General features: G+C 58.9%; 16 protein-coding genes and 1 pseudogene. 7 read left to right on the top strand and 10 right to left on the bottom strand.

Annotated elements, in window-relative coordinates:
* Positions 1 to 65 precede the first annotated feature (65 nt).
* From AD662_RS03675 to AD662_RS03665, 3 genes are read right to left on the bottom strand one after another with little or no spacing between them, the layout of a single operon-like run.
* Positions 66 to 1,538 carry an N-acyl-D-amino-acid deacylase family protein gene (locus tag AD662_RS03675; protein WP_053185528.1) on the bottom strand — a complete coding sequence of 491 codons (1,473 nt, stop codon included), beginning with the start codon at positions 1,536 to 1,538 and terminating at the stop codon, positions 66 to 68.
* A gap of 1 nt (position 1,539) precedes the next feature.
* Entirely contained in the window at positions 1,540 to 2,400 is an 861-nt protein-coding gene (locus AD662_RS03670; protein ID WP_053185527.1) for a MurR/RpiR family transcriptional regulator, read from the bottom strand.
* A gap of 27 nt (positions 2,401 to 2,427) precedes the next feature.
* Entirely contained in the window at positions 2,428 to 3,777 is a 1,350-nt protein-coding gene (locus AD662_RS03665; RefSeq protein ID WP_018613047.1) for a GntT/GntP/DsdX family permease, read from the bottom strand.
* A gap of 425 nt (positions 3,778 to 4,202) precedes the next feature.
* Between AD662_RS03665 and AD662_RS03660 the strand changes: the two genes are divergently transcribed.
* A complete protein-coding gene (locus AD662_RS03660) occupies positions 4,203 to 5,648 on the top strand; it encodes a SulP family inorganic anion transporter (RefSeq protein WP_053185524.1) in 1,446 nt (481 codons plus the stop codon).
* 62 nt (positions 5,649 to 5,710) lie between these two features.
* On the opposite strand, the gene AD662_RS03655 is transcribed toward AD662_RS03660, so the two are convergent.
* Both AD662_RS03655 and mdaB read right to left on the bottom strand, forming a co-directional pair.
* Positions 5,711 to 6,622, bottom strand: a complete 912-nt coding sequence (locus tag AD662_RS03655) for a LysR family transcriptional regulator (RefSeq protein ID WP_018613051.1) — start codon at positions 6,620 to 6,622, stop codon at positions 5,711 to 5,713.
* A 195-nt stretch (positions 6,623 to 6,817) separates the two neighbouring features.
* Positions 6,818 to 7,408, bottom strand: a complete 591-nt coding sequence (gene mdaB / locus AD662_RS03650; protein ID WP_018613052.1) for an NADPH:quinone oxidoreductase MdaB — start codon at positions 7,406 to 7,408, stop codon at positions 6,818 to 6,820.
* Between mdaB and AD662_RS29170 the strand changes: the two genes are divergently transcribed.
* Both AD662_RS29170 and AD662_RS03645 read left to right on the top strand, forming a co-directional pair.
* Positions 7,407 to 7,553, top strand: coding sequence for a hypothetical protein (locus AD662_RS29170; RefSeq protein WP_018613054.1), 147 nt, complete (start codon positions 7,407 to 7,409; stop codon positions 7,551 to 7,553). The genes mdaB and AD662_RS29170 overlap by 2 nt on opposite strands.
* Positions 7,554 to 7,608: 55 nt before the next feature.
* On the top strand, positions 7,609 to 7,923 hold the full coding sequence (locus AD662_RS03645; RefSeq protein WP_018613056.1) for a putative quinol monooxygenase: 315 nt from the start codon (positions 7,609 to 7,611) through the stop codon (positions 7,921 to 7,923).
* On the opposite strand, the gene AD662_RS03640 is transcribed toward AD662_RS03645, so the two are convergent.
* Positions 7,913 to 8,677: a sulfite exporter TauE/SafE family protein gene (locus AD662_RS03640; RefSeq protein WP_053185520.1), complete on the bottom strand. Its 765-nt coding sequence runs from the start codon at positions 8,675 to 8,677 to the stop codon at positions 7,913 to 7,915. The genes AD662_RS03645 and AD662_RS03640 overlap by 11 nt on opposite strands.
* Before the next feature lie 214 nt (positions 8,678 to 8,891).
* Here AD662_RS03640 and AD662_RS03635 point away from each other — a divergent pair, with 214 nt between their 5' ends.
* Together AD662_RS03635 and AD662_RS03630 are read left to right on the top strand one after the other, a co-directional pair.
* Positions 8,892 to 9,773: a LysR substrate-binding domain-containing protein gene (locus AD662_RS03635; RefSeq protein ID WP_018613061.1), complete on the top strand. Its 882-nt coding sequence runs from the start codon at positions 8,892 to 8,894 to the stop codon at positions 9,771 to 9,773.
* Between the two features lie 97 nt (positions 9,774 to 9,870).
* Positions 9,871 to 10,215, top strand: a complete 345-nt coding sequence (locus AD662_RS03630; protein ID WP_003197542.1) for a cupin domain-containing protein — start codon at positions 9,871 to 9,873, stop codon at positions 10,213 to 10,215.
* Positions 10,216 to 10,430: 215 nt separating this feature from the next.
* Here AD662_RS03630 and mmsB read toward each other — a convergent pair whose 3' ends face one another.
* Positions 10,431 to 11,318 carry a 3-hydroxyisobutyrate dehydrogenase gene (mmsB, locus tag AD662_RS03625; RefSeq protein WP_046063065.1) on the bottom strand — a complete coding sequence of 296 codons (888 nt, stop codon included), beginning with the start codon at positions 11,316 to 11,318 and terminating at the stop codon, positions 10,431 to 10,433.
* 10 nt (positions 11,319 to 11,328) lie between these two features.
* Positions 11,329 to 12,855, bottom strand: a complete 1,527-nt coding sequence (locus AD662_RS03620) for a CoA-acylating methylmalonate-semialdehyde dehydrogenase (RefSeq protein WP_053178037.1) — start codon at positions 12,853 to 12,855, stop codon at positions 11,329 to 11,331.
* A 140-nt stretch (positions 12,856 to 12,995) separates the two neighbouring features.
* On the opposite strand from AD662_RS03620, the gene AD662_RS03615 reads away from it, so the two are divergent.
* The gene (locus AD662_RS03615) at positions 12,996 to 13,943 is read left to right on the top strand and encodes a LysR family transcriptional regulator (RefSeq protein WP_053185515.1); all 948 of its coding nucleotides are present in this window, start codon (positions 12,996 to 12,998) and stop codon (positions 13,941 to 13,943) included.
* Between the two features lie 210 nt (positions 13,944 to 14,153).
* On the opposite strand, the gene AD662_RS03610 is transcribed toward AD662_RS03615, so the two are convergent.
* Both AD662_RS03610 and AD662_RS29695 read right to left on the bottom strand, forming a co-directional pair.
* Complete coding sequence (locus AD662_RS03610; RefSeq protein ID WP_053185512.1) at positions 14,154 to 15,095, bottom strand: abortive infection family protein; 942 nt, start codon at positions 15,093 to 15,095, stop codon at positions 14,154 to 14,156.
* A gap of 189 nt (positions 15,096 to 15,284) precedes the next feature.
* Positions 15,285 to 15,506 (bottom strand): annotated as a pseudogene (locus AD662_RS29695) (hypothetical protein).
* Positions 15,507 to 15,913: 407 nt separating this feature from the next.
* Between AD662_RS29695 and AD662_RS28065 the strand changes: the two are divergent.
* A complete protein-coding gene (locus tag AD662_RS28065) occupies positions 15,914 to 18,745 on the top strand; it encodes an HD domain-containing protein (RefSeq protein WP_082308731.1) in 2,832 nt (943 codons plus the stop codon).
* Positions 18,746 to 19,122: the final 377 nt, after the last annotated feature.

Genomic DNA, 19,122 nt, shown 5'->3' with positions numbered 1-19,122 from the left:
TGAACCGGGGTTCTTTAGTGTCGCAGTGCCGTTGTTGTGACGCCAATTAACACAATATCAGCCACTTACACGTCATTCGATAGACCAAATCCCTGGCGCAGATCGCCCTCGCGCGCCAGGAATCGACCTTCCCGTCGCCCGTTTGCCTGTCCTTCGCGATAGCCCAAGACACCATTGACCCACACGCCATCGATACCGTCAGCAGCTCGTTGAGGTTCGTTGAAATCGGCCACGTCGCGAATGGTTTGGGGATTGAACAACACCAGGTCCGCCCAATGGCCTTCACGAATTTCGCCCCGTTGCTTGAGGCCGAAGCGCGCCGCCGAAAGGCCGGTCATTTTGTGCACGGCGGTGTGCAACGGAAAAAGCCCGACGTCACGACTGAAATGCCCCAGTACCCGTGGGAAAGCCCCCCACAAGCGCGGATGGGGAAACGGGTCTTCGGGCAAACCGTCGGAGCCGACCATGGACAACGGATGGGCGAGGATCCGTCGTACGTCGCCCTCATCCATGCCGTAGTACACCGCGCCGGCCGGTTGCAGGCGCCGGGCCGCCTCCAGCAGCGACACGTCCCAATCGTTGGCGATGTCGGTCAGGTCGCGACCGCCCATGTGCGGATGCGGTGTCGACCAGGTGATGGTGATGCGATGGGCATCGGTCACCTGCTTGAGATCCAGGGTCGAGGAGCTGGCCGCATAGGGATAGCAATCACAGCCGACCGGGTGGGTCTGCGCCGCGCTTTCCAACGCCGCGAGCACCTGCGGGCTTCGTCCCCAATTACCGGCGCCCGCGCATTTGAGGTGGGAAATGATCACCGGGCTTTGGGCGTGTCGGCCAATCTGGAAGGCCTCGTCCATGGCTTCGAGCACCGGTTCGAATTCGCTGCGCAGGTGGGTGGTGTAGACCGCACCGAACGCGGCCAACTCTTCGCTCAGTTGCATGACTTCGTCGGTGGACGCCGAAAACGCGTTGGCGTAGGCCAGGCCGGTGGACAACCCCAGGGCACCGGCCTCCAGGCTTTCGCGCAATTGCCGACGCATGGCGGCGATTTCTCCCACCGAGGCGGTGCGCAACAAATCGTCCATGTGATTGCTGCGCAACGCCGTGTGCCCGACCAACGCAGCCACGTTGACCGCCGGTGTGGCGGCCTCTACGGCTGCGCGATAATCCGTAAAGCGCGGGTAGGCGAACGCCTGGGCCATGCCGAGCAGGTTCATCGGGTCCGGTGGATCGCCCCGCAGGCTCACCGGCGAAGCGCTGATGCCGCAGTTGCCGACGATGACGGTGGTCACGCCCTGGCTGAGCTTGGGCAGCATCTGCGGTTGGCGAATGACCACCGTGTCGTCGTGGGTGTGCACATCGATGAAGCCTGGCGCGAGCACGCAGCCGGCGGCGTCGATGTCTTCAACCGCGCGGGCATCGCGCAAGTCGCCGATGCGTTCGATGCGACCGGCGCGAATGGCGACGTCGGCGCGGTAGCCAGGCGTGTCGCTGCCATCGATGACCAGCGCATTGCGGATAAGCGTGTCGTACAGCATGTCAGTCTCCCAGCGGCAAGTGATCGTCGCCGCCGCGGTAATCGTCGAGGGCGAGTTTGACCCGCCGCAGACGCTCTTGATTGTCTTCGGGGTGGGTCAGCGCCAGCTCGGTGGCCAGCACATCAATGGCCAGCAGCATGCCGTAGCGCGCCGCCGTGGGTTTGTAGATGAACGAGGTTTCAGCGCCTTGCAGGGGCAGCACGCAGTCGGCCAGTTGGGCCAGTGGCGAGTCGGCACGGGTGATGGCCAGGATCGCCGCGCCATAGCTGCGGGCCAATTCAACGGCACTCAACAGCTCCGGCGTGATACCGGTCAGCGAACAGGCAATGACCAGATGTTGGTCGCTCAACGAGGTGGCGGTGATGCGCATCATCACCGGGTCGCGACAGGCGGCAATCGGGTAGCCAAAACGCACCAGCCGCACCTGCAACTCCTCGCCGCACAGCGCCGACCAGCCCCCGAGGCCGAACGCATGGATCATCCGCGCCTTGCCGATCATCCGCACGGCATCGCCGAACCGCGACTCTTCGAACGCCGACAAATGCTGGCGCAGGGTCGCTTCGATATCGCCGACGATCTGTCCATAAAACGCCGATTGCTCCGGCGCGCCAGCCGGGTCGAGGAAACGGCTACCGACACCGCTGGCCTGGGCCAGTTGCAGGCGCAAGTCCCGCAGGTCGCGGCACCCGACCGTGCGAGCGAACCGCGACAGCGTAGCGCTGCTGACTTCCGCCCGTTGGGCCAGTTCATCGAGGCTGGCGGAGGCGGCAAAGCCTACGTCGTCGAGCATCAGCCGAGCGATTCGGCCTTCGCCGGCGCTGAAGGAATCCTGCCGGGAGCGGATCTGGTAGAGGATGTCCATGGCGGCTCCTGTTGGGTGGCGTTGCGCTCAAAGCAAGCGTGAAAGCCCGAGGGTCAAGGCGAACGCGACCACGGAGATCAGCGTTTCGAGCACGGTCCAGGTCTTGAAGGTTTGGGTGACGGTCATATTGAAGTATTCCTTGATCAGCCAGAAGCCGCCGTCGTTGACGTGGGAAAAGATAACCGACCCGGCGCCGGTCGCCAGCACCAGCAACTCGGGGTGTGGATAACCCAGGCCAATCGCCACGGGCGCGACGATGCCCGAGGCGGTGGTCATTGCCACGGTGGCCGACCCTGTGGCGACGCGCATCAGTGCGGCGAACAGCCAGCCCATGACCAGCGGTGACAGCTGGAATTCCTGGGCCAGGCCGACGATCTGTTGCGTGACCCCGGCGTCCACCAAAATCCGGTTCAAACCGCCGCCGGCGCCCACCAGCAAGGTGATGCTGGCGGTCGGTGCCAGGCATTCGTTAGTGAACTTGAGGATCGATTCACGGTTGAAGCCCTGGGCCAGGCCGAGGGTCCAGAAGCTGAGGATGGTCGCCAGCAGCAAGGCGATCACCGAGTTGCCGATGAACAACAGGAACTGGTTGAAACCGCTGCCCGGCGTGGAAATCAGGTTGGCCCAGCCGCCGATCAGCATCAGGATCACCGGCAGGAGAATGGTCCCCAGGGTCACGCCGAAGCCCGGCAGATTCGCGCGCGGCTCACGGTCGAGGAATTGTCGCTCCAACGGGTTTTCAGCCGGTAGCTGGATGCGCGGCACGATGAATTTGGCGTACAGCGGGCCGGCGATGATCGCGGTGGGAATGCCGATCAGGATCGCGTACAGCAAGGTCTGCCCCACCGAAGCCTGGAAGGCCTGCACCGCCAGCATCGCCGCCGGATGCGGCGGCACCAGCGCATGCACCACCGACAGCCCGGCGACCATCGGCAGCCCCACCATCAGGATCGACACGCCCACACGCCGGGCGATGGTGAAGGCGATGGGCACCAGCAGCACGAAACCGACTTCGAAGAACAACGGCAGCCCGACCAGGAAGGCAATGCACACCATCGCCCAATGAGCGTTGCGCTCGCCGAAGCGTTCGATCAACGTCTGCGCCATCCGCTCGGCGCCGCCAGACTCGGCCATCATCTTGCCGAGCATCGTGCCCAGGGCCACCACCAGCGCAATGTGCCCCAGCGTCTTGCCGACACCCGCCTCGTACGCCCCCACCACACCCGAGGGCGGCATCCCGGCCAGCAACGCCAGGCCAATGGACACCAGGGTAATCACAATGAACGGATTGAGCCGATAACGGGCGATCAGCACGATCAGCGCAATGATCGCGATGGCCGCGTAGACCAGGAGCCAATAACCGAAAGCAGGGGCCATGCGTTACTCCTCGAATGGGGTCACGTCGATGTGTTGTGAAACTCATAAATCATTTCGACGGAGAATCTTCAAACCCACTGAAAGTAATTTTCGCGCACAGATAAAATTTGTCGCTGACGGACATCGCGACACGGCGTTGATGAAAATTCAGCGCAAGACTTTCATCGCCCTTGTGGCGAGGGGATTTATTTTGATCGTTCCCACGCTCCCGCGTGGGAATGCCACCAGGGACGCTCCGCGTTCCGCTTCTGCAAGGTGACGCAGAGCGTCACGGGATGCATTCCCACGCAGAGCGTGGGAACGATCAACAAATCCCCTCGCCACAGACGGCTGGCCGCCCCGCACTCAATTCCGTACCATCCGCCCCTGTTTTTTGCACCACTCCCCGGCAGCCGACTCTCCACCGGCGCCCAGTCAGGTAAATCATGAAATCAGCACGTCTTCGCGCCGACGCCCTCGCCGGCCTCACCACTTCTTTCGCCTTGCTCCCCGAATGCATCGCCTTCGCCCTGGTGGCCCACCTCAACCCGCTGATGGGGCTCTACGGCGCGTTCATCCTCTGCACGCTGACCGCCCTGTTCGGCGGCCGGCCAGGCATGGTGTCGGGGGCGGCGGGGTCAATGGCCGTGGTCATCATCGCGCTGGTGGTGCAGCACGGCGTGCAATACCTGTTGGCCACCGTGCTGCTGGGCGGGCTGTTCATGATGGCCTTCGGGCTGTTGCGGTTGGGCAAGCTGGTGCGCATGGTCCCGCACCCGGTGATGCTCGGCTTCGTCAACGGCCTGGCGATTGTCATTGCGCTGGCCCAACTGGAGCATTTCAAGCAGGGTGGAACCTGGCTCAGCGGCAGCCCGCTGTATCTGATGGCCGGCCTGGTAGCACTGACCATGGCCGTCGTCTACCTGCTGCCGCGGCTGACCCGCAGCGTGCCGCCGGCCCTGGTGGCGATCCTCGGTGTCGGCCTGGCGGTCTACCTGCTCGGCCTGCCCACCCGAACGCTGGGCGACATGGCCCATATCGCCGGCGGCTTGCCCGCCTTCGCCTGGCCCGATCTTCCCTGGAACCTGGAGACCCTGCAGATCGTCATGCCCTACGCGGTGATCATGGCAATGGTCGGTTTGCTGGAAACCCTGCTGACCCTGAACCTGACCGACGAAATCACCCAGAGCCGCGGTTATCCGGACCGTGAATGCGTGGCGCTGGGCGCAGCCAACATCGCCTCCGGGCTGTTCGGCGGCATGGGCGGCTGCGCCATGATCGGCCAGACGGTGATCAACCTCAGCTCGGGTGGGCGCGGACGGTTATCGGGCGTGGTGGCCGGGGTGATGGTGTTGCTGTTCGTGTTGTTCCTGTCGCCGCTGATCGAGCGCATCCCGCTGGCTGCGTTGGTGGGCGTGATGTTCGTGGTTGCGCAGCAGACCTTCGCCTGGGCCTCGCTGCGGGTGATCAACAAGGTGCCGAAGAGTGATGTGTTGGCGATCATCGCGGTGACCATCATTACGGTGTTCACCGACCTGGCGGTGGCCGTGCTCTGCGGTATCGTCATCGCGGCGCTCAACTTCGCCTGGCAACAGGCCCGGGAGCTGTACGCCGATACGCACCAGGAAGCCGACGGCAGCAAACTCTATCGCCTGCACGGCACGCTGTTCTTCGCCTCGACGACACCGTTCCTCAACCAGTTCGACCCGGCCAACGACCCGGCCCTGGTGACCCTCGATTGCCGTCACTTGCGCTTCGTCGACTACTCGGCCGTCGCCGCACTCAAGACCCTGCGCGAACGCTACAGCAAAGCCGGCAAGCACCTGCGTGTGTTCCACCTGTCCGAGCGTTGCAAGCAAATGCTCAAGCGCGCCGGCGTGCAGCACGACTGACAACATGCCAACACACACCCTGTGGGAGCGAGCAAGCTCGCTCCCACAGGGATAGGGGGTTATCAGCCCTTGAACTCCCGCGAGGCGTAGCCGGCGAGCTTGCCCTGGATGAAGTCCAGGAAGCACTGGATGCGCAGGGCCAGTTGCGAGTTGCGGTAATACACCGCGTTGATCGGCTGGCGATAGCCGCTGTTGGCGTCGGCCAGCAGCACCTTCAGCCGACCGGCACGGATGTCTTCGCGGGTCATGAAGTCCGACAGGCAGGCAATGCCCTGCCCCTGCAGCGCCAAGTGGCGCACGGTCTCGCCGCTGGACGCGCTGATGGCGGGTTGGATCGGCCAACGATCACCGTGTACGTGGCGCAGCGGCCACTGGTTGAGGCCCTCGTTCTGGGCAAACCCCAGCAGCGCATGGCCTGCCAGTTCGGCGACGCTTGACGGCGTGCCGTGCTGCTTCAGATAAGCGGGGCTGGCCAGGATGTGCAACGGGCTGCAACCCAGGGCGCGGGCGTGGAGCGTCGAGTCGGTGAGGGTGCCGATGCGGATGGCGATGTCGGTGCTTTGCTCCAGCAGGTCGATGATCAGGTCGTTGCTGTTGAGTTCGAGCTGGATGTCCGGGTAGAGCCTGCGGAACTCTTCGATGTGCGGGACGATGGCATGCAGCATGAACGGCGAGGCCGCGTTGATGCGCAACCGGCCTGCAGGGTTCTTCTGGCGGGATGACAGGCGCTCCTCCAGCTCATCCATCTGGTCGAGGATGCCTTTGGCCTGCTCGAAGAAATACTTGCCCTCCTCGGTCAGGTCCATGCGCCGCGTGGTGCGGTTGATCAGCGTGGTGTCGAGCTTGGCCTCCAGCCGCGACAACGTGCGGCTGACCGCCGACGGCGTCTGCCCGACCTGCTCGGCGGCGGCGGAGATGGATCCGCACTCGATCACGCAGATGAAAATCTGCAATTCGTCGGATCTGGCTTTCACGTATCCCCCTGTCGACTGATCTCTCTTGTGGCGAGGGGATTTATCCTCGCGATGTGGGAGCAAAGCTTGCTCGCGATGAAGGCGCCGCGGTCTTTCGGGGATCGAGGGGTCTGTTTCGCGAGCAAGCTTTGCTCCCACAGCGCAGGTTTACCCACCCGCCACAGGATAGTATCGGGATGTGAGGTAAAAGACAGGTCACGCCTTCAGACCGAACGCCTCGCGCAAATGCTGTTCATACCGCGCCACATCCCCTTCGATGTTCGGGCGCTTCATCACGTCCACGCACAGGAAGGTTGGCAGGCCGGTCATGCCGAGGAACTGGTTGGCCTTGTGGAACGGGAAGTACACCGCATCCACGCCCTTGGCCTCGAAGAAGTCGGTCGGGTCGTCGAAGGCTTGCTGCGGGGCGTTCCAGGTCAGCGACAACATGTACTGCTTGCCCTGGATCAGGCCACCGCTGCCGTATTTCTGCGAGGCATCGGAACGGGTCCGACCGTCGCTGGCGTAGAGGCTGCCGTGGCCTTCGGTGAAGACTTCGTCGATGTATTTCTTCACGGTCCAGGGCGCGCCCATCCACCAACCTGGCATCTGGTAAATGATCACGTCGGCCCAAAGGAACTTGGCGACTTCCTCCTTGATGTCGTAGCCGCCGTCGATGAAGGTGGTTTGCACATCAAAACCGCCACGGTCCAACACACTGACCGCCGTGTCGTGGAGGGTGGCGTTGTAGCGACCGTCGGAGTGAGCGAATTGTTTGCCGCCGTTGAGCAATAGGACTTTTTTCATGGGGAGCCTCATCGGGTTCCACGGCATGGCCGTCGAAGGGCCGCTGCATGGAAAGGTTGAAAATGATGGCGGCAGAATAACGATGAGCTTCATGGGGAATAAGCAGCCCAACGGCAAAACTGATTTGACCTATACGCACGAATGAACGACCGATTGTTGCCTTAGACTTCGAGACCTCTTTTATCTCAGGAGCCACCTCGATGAGCGAACTGCAAGGTTTCATCCTGCACGCCAAGACCCGTCCGGAAAAAGCCGAAGCCTTCGAAGCGCTGTTCCGCGCCTACGTCGAACCAAGCCGCGCCGAACCCGGCTGCATCGAATATCACATGCTGCGGGACCAGCAGGATCCGACGCTGTTTATCTTCTATGAGATCTGGGCATCCCAGGCGCACCTGGAGGTGCACTCGAACCTGCCGCACATGCAGCAGTTCTTCGAGCAACGCATGGATTATCTGGAGCGCGACTTCGACATCCGCCGCGTCGACATGCTCAGCCCGTCCTCGGCTAGCCGCTGATCAGCAGATGGCCGCCGAGCACGCCGAGGCCGACAAAAAACACCCGCTTGAACAACACGGCGCTGATCCGCTGGCGCAACCATTGCCCCAGCCACATCCCCAGCAGCGCCGGTGCCAGCGCCAGCAACGAAGCGCTCAATTCGCCCCCTCCCAGTGCGCCGCGCCACAACAGGCCGGCGGCCAGGGCCAGGGTAGAAACGGTGAATGACAGACCCAAGGCCTGTACCAGTTCGTCCTTGCTCAGGCCCAGCGCTTGCAGATAGGGCACCGCCGGAATGACGAATACGCCAGTGGCGGAAGTGATGAGGCCGGTGAGCAACCCGCAGAGCGGAGCGATCCACGGCTCGGCACGGGCGCCGACCCGCAACGTTGGCAGCAACAGCCCGCTCAGCGCATACAGCACGAGCGCCCCGCCCAAGGCCCGCACCACCCAGGCCCCACCCGTCATGCCGAGCCACAGCGTACCGAGCCCGGTGCCGATGAAAATCGCCAACAACAGCGGCCACAGGCGCCGAAGCAGGGCTTGCAGATGACCGCCAAACGCCAATTGCCAGACGTTGGTCAGGGTCGCCGGGATGATGAGCAGCGCCGCAGCCTGCGCCGGGGCCATAGCCAGCCCAAGCAAGCCCATGGAGATGGTCGGCAGGCCGAGGCCGATCACACCCTTGATGGTGCCGGCCAGCAGGAAGGTGCCGATAACCAGCAGGGAAAGGGCCAGGCCGAGGTTCTGATAAAAAGCGATGAGTGTGTTCATGGGGGTATCGTGCGCCCCGGGGCTTGGCTTGAAAATCTGCCATATACTGAGGGTGCCTCTCTTTTAGCAAGAGGCTAACAATGTTTTTGGTGCTACTGGCGCCTTCGCGAGCAAGCCCGCTCCCACAGTTGAAATGCAATCCCCTGTGGGAGCGGGCTTGCTCGCGAAGGCGCCACATCAGGCACCACAGCACTTGAGACAGGATCACCTGCCCATGCACTTCGACCTCACCGACCTGCGCCTCTACCTGAACATCCTCGACACCGGCAACATCACCGCCGGCGCCGCTCGCAGCCATTTGTCCCTGGCCGCGGCCAGCGCACGAGTGCGAGCCATGGAAGCGTCCCTGGGCATCGACCTGCTTGAACGCGGGCGGCGTGGCGTAACGCCTACGCCCGCGGGAAAAGCCTTGGCCGAGCACGCCCGGATCCTGCTGCAACAGGCCGAACGCCTGCGACAGGACCTGGCCGAATACGCCAAAGGCGTCAAAGGCCGGGTGCGGCTGCTGTGCAACACCAGCGCCATGACCGAATACCTGCCCGAGCTGCTGGCCGGCTTTCTCCAGGCCCATCCCAACCTCGACATTGACCTGCAGGAATTGCCCAGCTCACGGATCACCCACGCGCTGCGCCAAGGCGCGGCAGACCTCGGGATCGTTTCCGACGCAGTGGACACCGATGGCCTTCAGACCTGGCCTTTTCGCGACGATCCGCTGGTATTGATCCTACCGACCGGACACTCCCTGGCTGACGGTCGCGCCGTACGTTTCAGCGAGACCCTCAGCCACGATTATGTCGGCCTGAACGCCTCCAGCGCCCTGGCGATCCACCTGGAAGAGCAGGCCCTGCACATCGGCTCACGCATGCAAGTGCGCATTCGCGCCGATGGTTTCGACGGGATGATTCGCATGGTGGCCCATGGTGCAGGCATTGCCATCGTGCCGAAGGCTGCCATCGACCGGCGCCCACCCGAGCCTTCGTATCAATGCGTCCCACTGCAAGAGGCTTGGGCACACCGGGCGTTGCTGCTGTGCGCCCGCAACTTCGACGGTTTGCCGGCCTACGCCATGGCCCTGGCTCGGCATCTGGCCGATTGATGCGCGCTTCTGGATAGCCCGGTGTCGACCACAGACATCTACCCGCTCATGCCGCGCGTTAGGGTGCCTGTTCTCTTTTGCCCCTTTCGGAGCTCACATGACCGCACCCATCACCGTCCTGCGCGACACCCATCCGCTGCCCGTACTCGACGCCTGCAAATGGGAAAAACTCGAAGGCGACCCGCACACCGTCAACCTCAACGCCTACACCAGCGAAGACGGCAGCAAGATCATGGGCACCTGGATCTGCACACCCGGCAAATGGCGTGTGGATTATGTGAAGTGGGAGTACTGCCATTTCCAGGAAGGCTACTGCATCATCACCCCGGACGGCATGGCGCCGATCCATCTGCGGGCCGGTGACATCTTCGTCGTCGAGCCAGGCATGAAAGGCACCTGGGAAGTGGTCGAGACCGTGCGCAAATATTTCGTCTTTGCCTGAAACAAAAAACCGAGAGCCCACCCGACATGGTCTCTCGGAAAACAACTTTGTAGATTGCGCAGCCTCTGTGGCGACGGAGCAATCTGTAGGAGCAAGGCTTGCCCGCGATTACAGGCACCTCGTTCTCTCAGAGACCGCATCGCCTGTCATCGCGGGCAAGCCTTGCTCCCACAGATAATTGCCCTTGCCACAAAAGCCCGTCGATATCGCCGCTCTTACTGCGGCTTGCGATAGCTGTTCACAATCGCCGAAAAGTCCTTCCCGCCCTCGCCCCGCTGGCTCATCGCCTGGTACAACTGCTGCGCCACCGCCCCCAGCACCACCGGCTGATGGGCCTGCCGCGCGGCTTCGGTCGCCAGGCCCAGGTCCTTGAGCATCAGGTCGGCGCCAAAGCCACCCGTGTAGCCGCGGGACGCCGGTGCCGTTTCGATCACGCCCGGCCATGGGTTGTAGGTGTCCGAACTCCAGCAACGGCCCGTCGAGCTGTTGATGATGCCGGCCAACACCTGGGTGTCGATCCCCAAGGCATCGCCCAACGCCATGGCTTCGCTGACGCCGACCATGGAAATCCCCAGCAGCAGGTTGTTGCAGATCTTGGCGATCTGCCCGGTGCCGACTTCGCCACAGTGCACAATGTTACGACCCATTTGCGCCAGCACCGGTTGCAAGGTGGCAAACAACTCGGCCGTGGCACCGACCATGAAGGTCAACGTGCCCGCCGCCGCACCACCGGTGCCACCCGAGACCGGCGCATCGGCCATCGCCACCCCTTGTTTCGCCGCGGCAGCCGCCACGTCGCGGGCGGTTTGTGGATCGATGGTGCTGCAATCCACCGCTGGCGTACCGGCAGCGATGCCGGCCAGCACGCCGTCTTCACCCAGCCAGACACTGCGCACATGGGCGGCGGCCGGCAGCATGGTGATCACCAGAGCAGCGCCCTGGGCCGCGTCGCGCGGCGAGGCGCTGATCGTGCCACCCAACGCCGCCAGTTCAGCCAGCACCGTCTGGTTCAGGTCGAACAGGTTCAGCGAATGGCCAGCCTTGAGCAGGTTGCGTGCCATGGGGGCGCCCATGTTGCCCAGGCCGATAAATGCGATGTTCATGTCCGGCTCCTTAACGCAAATTGATGGTGGTGTTCACACCGTCATTGACGCTGTCATCATCGAACCAGCGCGCGGTCACGGTCTTGGTCTGAGTGTAGAACTGCACCACTTGTTTGCCGTACGGACCAAGGTCACCGAGTTTCGAACCACGGGAACCGGTGAAGCTGAAGAACGGCACCGGTACAGGGATCGGAATGTTGATGCCCACCTGGCCGACGTCGATTTCGCTCTGGAATTTGCGCGCCGCCGCGCCGCTCTGGGTGAACAGGCCGGTGCCGTTACCGAATGGGTTGGCGTTGACCAGGGCAATCGCCTGATCCAGGGTGTCGACTTCCAACACCACCAGCACCGGGCCGAAGATTTCTTCGGTGTAGATACGCATGTCGGTGGTCACACCGGAAAACAGGGTCGGGCCAACAAAATTGCCCTGCTCGAAACCCGGCACGCTGATGCCACGACCATCGAGCTCCAGCTTCGCCCCTTGCTGCACGCCACTCTCGATCAATTCGAGGATCCGTGCCTTGGCGCGCTTGGAAATCACCGGGCCGACGTCAGTGCCCGGCTCGCTGCCGGCATTGACCTTGAGCTTCTGTGCCAGGGCCTTGAGCTCCGGCAACCACTGCTTGGCCGCGCCCACCAGCACCACCGCGGAAGTGGCCATGCAACGCTGGCCCGCCGCGCCGAAACCGGCGCCGACCAAAGCGTTGAGGGTCTGTTCACGATTGGCATCAGGCAACACCACCGCGTGGTTCTTGGCGCCCATCATCGACTGCACGCGCTTGCCATGACGACCCGCCAGGTCATACACGTGGGTGCCGACCGCCGTCGAACCGACGAACGAAACCGCCTTGATGTCCTTGTGAGTGCAAAGCGCATCCACCACGTCCTTGCCGCCGTGTACCACGTTGAGCACGCCCGCCGGCACGCCGGCCTCGATGGCCAGTTCCACCAGGAGCATGGTCGACAGCGGGTCCTGTTCCGATGGCTTGAGCACAAAGGTATTGCCGCAGGCGATGGCCATCGGGAACATCCACAGCGGAATCATCGCCGGGAAGTTGAACGGGGTAATGCCCGCACACACACCAATCGGCTGGCGCAGCGTGTAGGTATCAACGCCACCGGCAACGTTCTCGGCGAACTCACCCATCTGCAGGGTGCCGATGGAACAGGCGTGCTCGACCACTTCCAGGCCACGGAAAATATCGCCCTCGGCGTCAGCGATGGTCTTGCCCTGTTCGGCGCTGAGCACCACGGCGATACGCTTGGAATGCTCGCGGATCAACGCCTGGAGCTTGAGCATGATGCGCATCCGCGCGCCGATGGGCGTCAGTTTCCAGGTCTGGAAAGCACGCTGGGCAGCGGCGATGGCGGCATCGACTTCCGAGGCCGTGGCGAACGGAACCTTTGCCAACACCTGCTGGGTGGCCGGGTTGACGATGTCGTGCCATTCGCTGGATTGGGATTCAACCCACTCGCCATCGATCAGCAGTCTGACGGTTTGCAGGGTGGTGTCGCTGGGCGTAAGGGAAACGTTCATGCTGGCCTCCGGGATTGTTCTTATAGAGAGCGTTGGTTCAGCAAAAACCAAGGTGCATAGGACACGCTTGGTGATGAGACTGTTTTTGGAGTATAGATGTGCAAACTTCTAATAAGAATGCACATAAAAGCCGGTCCAACATGCAAAAAAACATCACCTCCCTGGGGTCGCTGAATTGGGACGACCTCAAGTTTTTCCTCGAAGTGGCCCGCACCCGCAAGGCCAGCACGGCCGCCAAGCGCCTGGCCGTCGACTACACCACGGTGTCGCGACGCATCAGCTCGCTGGAAGCCTCGTTGGGCACGCTGCTGTTCGAGAAGTCCCGGACCAACGGTTTTGTCCTGACGGCCGAAGGCCAGCGCCTGCTGGGTTACGCCGAATCGATCGAAAGTACCCTGCACATGGCCTGCGAACAGGTTTCAGGCTCTGGCGTCGCGCTGTCCGGCCACGTGCGCATGGGCTGCACCGAAGGCTTCGGCAGCTTCTTCATCACCCCGCAGCTGAGCCACTTCGTCGACGCCTACCCGGCCATTTCGGTAGACATCCTGCCGCTGCCGCACTTCATCAGCCTCTCCAAGCGCGAAGCCGACATCGTCATCGCCCTCGAACGCCCCGAACATGGCCCGTATGTGTGCTGCAAATTGTGCGACTACCGACTGCAGCTCTACGCCACCCAGCAATACCTGGACAACCACCCACCCATCCAGCGCCCGGCAGACCTGGGCAAGCACTCGTTCATCAGTTACGTGGATGACCTGGCGTTCAGTTCCGAATTGCTCTACCTGGCCAACGTCCTGCCCGGCGCCAACGCCCACCTGCGCAGCACCAGCGTGATCGCGCAATTCGTGGCAGCGCAGCAAGGCCGCTCGCTGGCAATCCTGCCCTGCTTCCTCGCCGCCCAGGACCCACGGTTGTTGCCCGTGCTGCCGGAAGAAATCACCGTCACCCGGCAGTTCTGGATGTACTGCCGGGAGGACTTGAGGAAGCTGAAGCGGATTACGTTGTTGTGGGATTACATTCGCGAGGTGACTGAACAGAACCAGCCACTGCTGATGGGCGACAGTCGGGAGATGGTGTTCGCCGATTGACGGCCGAATCGCAACGGGCTCAACACGTCTTTGCCAAAGGTTTGTGTCAGAGGTTGATACGTGACTTCTAACATCTGAGAGCTCCCAAAGTCCCTCATCCAGAGGCGCACGCGGGCGAACGAAAAGATCCATGCAGGAGCGATAAGGCTCCCGCGGGATGCGCGAGTACGCCCGTAGTGAGGTGGTCATTCAGATATTTCTGTTAGATTCTCAAGGGCCCACCTTGTCACGCTTGGCCTCAAGGCCCGCTAGCATGACTATGGCAGATGCCGTTAAATGCAACCCATAGGCGACGATTTCTGGCTCCACCACCCTAATTTCTTCCCCTTGCCCATGTCCGCCGTTCCTGTTTCGCAAAGTGGGTATTCCGCTTATCAGAACGTTTTCTAAAGACTGTAGCTGGGACTCGTTATATGAGGGGATTAGCCCAGCCTTTGAGCACTTGCCAACGAGTTTTGCAGCGGTGTCACTCTTGTCATAAGGCTTCTTGTTCAGACTCAGTATGACCTTCATAGTGCTCTCAAAGGACTTCAAAGATTCAACCAGCGCTTCTTCGTAGAACCCATGGCGGTAGTGCTCATATGCCCCTAAAAACTCATCGCGGGGCCCTTGAAACTCCTCAGCATTAAGGAATCCAATCGCAGGCTTAATGACCTCCGAATGGATAAGCTGTGAGTCTATGCGGACAATTCGTCCGTCGATTAACTCGTACCCTAACCCTGCCTCTTTAAACCTTTCGTTCAGCTCTGTTAAGCATTCATCCACATGTGCATCGGCGTTTGTACGACCCGAGTAGGACTGCGACCGCGCCATGTCAGACCCAAGCGCATAAGATAGCTCGATTGCGTCGAGGCATTTTTCTACGTCAAGCTCTTCTTGCAAGAAATGATGCAGCTCGGAAAATGCTTCTCTTTGTTGAATCTTGCTTATGCTCCGCTGCCCATATTCCTTCCGTAGAACTCTCACGATTTCCGTGTACGCCTCTCGTGGTTGCCAATGCCGGATGTAGTCGTTTTCGTTACCTAAAAGATCCTGGATCATAAAGGACAATTGCGTACGAAACGGGTCGGAAAATGGGCCATAGGTGTATACATCGCAGACCTCACCGCGTGAACGTCTTTGACGCTTAGAGTACAAATCAAATATTGCCATTCAATTCATCCGAGTTAGTTTCAGCCAAAGTGGCATCATAGCTTCTGCAAGATCACCCAGCACAGCCACCGAGTAGAAGGCAGACGACATCCCCAAAGGCTTCGCCTAGAGGACCATCCTGACTAATGCCAAAACGAAGGAGTAAACCAAGAAATCCGTAGCTGACACGGTGGGTAGCCAAAGTCCGGCCTACGACCGCCGTAGTCGCATGATGATGGCGCCAGTAATCCCTCGGGCATTCGTGTCCAGCGCTTCCATGGCTGCTGTAGCGTTAGCCGCAACACTCCCTACACCACTCTCTGAGAGCCACTTGGCAATATCTTCTATGGCAGCACTCAAGGCGTGCTAGTTGTGCAGGGGCCATGTTAGAGCGTCGGCAGTGGCGATCTTGGCATCTGAGTTATCTGACATGGCTATCGTCCTTGACTGATGGTGCGGGAAGCCTAGATCATCTCACCGCTGGTTGGGGGCCAATTTTCCAGATCCGTTGACACCTGGTTAATTGCACTGACTTGACCACTCATTCGCATTGGGCTTGACCTGCACGCTTAGTCATCATGACCGGCAGTAAACGACCAATTGCAGCTCTAAGCAATAGACACCTAACGGCCAAGAGTCGCCGCCCCCAAAAATTGGCTTTTTTTCACCACAATAAATCTCTTCACATCTTGCTTCGCAGTTGTATTTCCCGCCTATCACGCGTTAGTCTCCGCAGACGTACAAATTTATACGCAAAGGGAGGTGCTGCATGATTCATAACGGACCGATGCCTCTCGCCACCTTCATTAAAATGCCGCGTTCTAGCAGGAAACTTTAAAATGCAATTGCCACCTCGCATTGAAAATCTCATACGTCAAGATCATGCTCTTAACGCGGCAGTACTAAAAGCATTATCAATTGTTGAGCCGTGGACTCTAGACAACAGAACGGTTTTCTTTCACGAGTATACGGATCACAGCCTTAAACATTTAGCTGAGGTATTACTTACTGCAGAAGGACTAATATCCGACGAGTCGTGGCCGCATCTAACAGCTGAAGATGGGGCAGTTATTACACTATCAGTACTCTTGCATGATTGCGCCCTCCATATTTCCGAAGACGGTTTTTTTTCCCTGATAGAGGGTAGGTACCAGTCCGCACCATCTCGCTATATTCAAAATGAGATGGCGTGGCCAGCCCTTTGGGACCAGTTTCTGACAGAGGCACGTCGATTTGACCAGCGAAAGTTACACGCGTTATTTGGAAGCTCAGATCCAATTCAAGATATCCCATCAAATAAACTTGATCTTACATTCAAACATCGCTTGCTAATTGGAGAGTTTCTGCGAAGGCATCATGCGAGACTTGCGCATGAAATTGCCATTTCCGGAATACCTGGACCAAACTCTCCATTATCTCTTGCAGATGACGAATTCAGAGACCTAATGGATCTTTCAGGATATGTGGCAAGGAGCCATAATTCATCCATCCGGTCGGCAGTTGATGTACTAGAGCCAAACCAGCGACGCGTACACCGTAACTGTCGAGCACCCTTTATAATGATGGTGTTACGTATTGCTGACTACCTCCAAATCCATTCATCACGAGCTCCAGGGCAGTTACTTAGACTCAAATCGCTAGTTAGCCCGGTTTCGCGCGGTGAATGGCGTAAGCATATGTCAGTGCGGGAGATCAACCAAGCGCATGACGATCCAGAAGCCATTTTTGTGGATTGCGAACCAGAGAGCGCCGCAACGTTTCTAGGGATGCAGAGTTTACTTCGTGATATTCAGAGTGAACTAGACAAAAGCTGGGCTGTGCTTGGCGAGGTCTATGGTCGACTCCCACCACTGAGTTCTCTTGGAATCACAATTAGACGAATTAGATCCAATATAGACGATCCGCACTTATTCTGGAAACAACGAAAACCACCGTTTCTTCCTCGTGACTTTCGATTCAAGACCGCTAGCGCCGAGCTAATGGACTTACTAGTTATGCCACTTTACGGTGAAAAACCGGAAATTGGCATCCGCGAGCTAGTCCAAAACGCTGTTGACGCTTGCCGAGAGCGTGACGATTTGATCGTGAAAGGGTTGGTGACCTCGACATTAAAATCAAGCGACGATGTAATCGTCACATTAAATTGTTCCGACGGCAGTGCCGCGAAGCTAGTTATCGAAGACTTCGGCGTCGGCATGACCTCCGATGTAGTTGACAAATACCTTCTCAATATTGGAGCATCATTTCGGCGTAGTGATATATGGCGGAAAAATCACGAATCGGCTGGCCACTCCACAGTCCATCGTACAGGTCGCTTTGGAATAGGCTTGCTCGCAGCCTTTCTCCTAGGTCCTGAGATTAAAGTTACTACCCGATCAATCTTCGATACCGAAGATGATGCGATTACATTTTCGTGCAAACAAGGCTCAGAGTCGATAGAGGTGAGGCCCTGCAAGTTTCACGCTGGAACCCGTATTGAGATTCCAATATCAGATAAAGTCAAAGCTAAACTCATTAAAGAGGCGGGATTATGGGATTGGTATTGCCTTGCAAGTCCGAGCGTAAAAAGAATATTCGCGGACGAAACTGAAACTCACCTGAGGCAGAAATATACCGTACCAGAGTGCGACTCCAATCTCGACTCAACCAAATGGCGCCGAGTCTTTGCCGAAGGATACGACGATATACTTTGGAGCTATGAGATGCTTGAGAAATGGGGACGACCGGATGACATAGTTATCTGTAATGGAGTAATGGTCTGCCAAAATAGTCGCAAACTAACGCCAGCAATTTCGGAAGAACTTGGCTATATTTCCGCAACCCCACCGAGCTTGGTTGTTTTTGATGCTGATGGAAGGTTTCCCATAAACTTGCAGCGCGACGCGGTAGTCATGGATCACACAGAGTTTCAGAAGGAGCTTGCTCTGGATTTATCGAATTATTTAGCCACACGACTAATTCATAAATTTGAAAATCTCAATCCCGGAATCACACCTGAAAATGTATTGCTTACCGTTAAGCCGGGAATAATTGGTATGTCGCCTACAGGAGACTACCGCAACAAAATTTCCCCTATAGTTATTTCAAAGACTGGGATAATACCCACGGACGCGGATCTTCTGCGAGCAGCAAAAATAACTAGCATCGTCATCGATCCAGCTAACGTATCAAACAGTCGCGGAGCATTTACGTCACAATCACTAACGGAATGGGCCGAGCATTACGTCGCCGTAGATGGGATCACCCACACCAAAATAAGTAGAACTAACTTTCTGCGAGACTCCATTGGCGGCTATGAGCAGTATGGGACTTCAACTGTTTTCTTTGAGCCATTGGGAGTAGTGGGACGGCGAATACTTGTTCGAAAAAAAGATGTCTCTGAACTTGTTACGCCTGGGAACGTCCCACGAAGTCAGTGGAATAGGTTAACTTTGGAGGTTGATCTCGGTGCTTGGGGGCTTTGGGCAATGGGTATAGTCCCCCCACTGACGCTCGACTTATCCGCGGTATGCGCAGAACTTACTCTCACAGACTCGTTCGGAATCACACTCCTCTATTTTGGTAGCGACACTAATATTAGGGAAGCCGCCGACTCTCAGCCCTCCGCCTTTTCTGAAGTGTGGGACCAATTGGTCCGTGCGCCAGTTTTACAGCAACGCTCCCGTTACTAGTAGTTTTAAATAGGAAATTTTGATTCCAGCGGTCAGTTTTAACGGCCGCTTGACTCAGGCTTGACGGTCATGGCTTTTACCCTGTAGATTTTTAAGTTAACAATCGCATTCATGCGTAGTGATGCAGGATAACTTTAGTTTTTTACTTGAGTTACTACTGTTCGGTTTCTTCCGTTTAAGAGGCAAGCTTTGGGCGATCTTTTACTGTGGCCACCGGCAGCAATGGGCAGTTCTCTACCGACCATGGTGACGAAGCTGGCTGGCCAAGTAGAGTGCAATTTCGCAACACCCAAACTCTTCAATTTTTGCACCCGCCCTTGGCTGAAATCACCCGTAAATCTGCGGACGGAATATCAGAGGGTTATCTGGTGAAACAG

The organism is Pseudomonas kilonensis (assembly GCF_001269885.1).
GTDB classification, from domain to species: Bacteria; Pseudomonadota; Gammaproteobacteria; order Pseudomonadales; family Pseudomonadaceae; genus Aquipseudomonas; species Aquipseudomonas kilonensis.
Note: the sequence above shows the minus strand (reverse complement) of the source record. Positions and strands in the feature narration are given on the sequence as shown.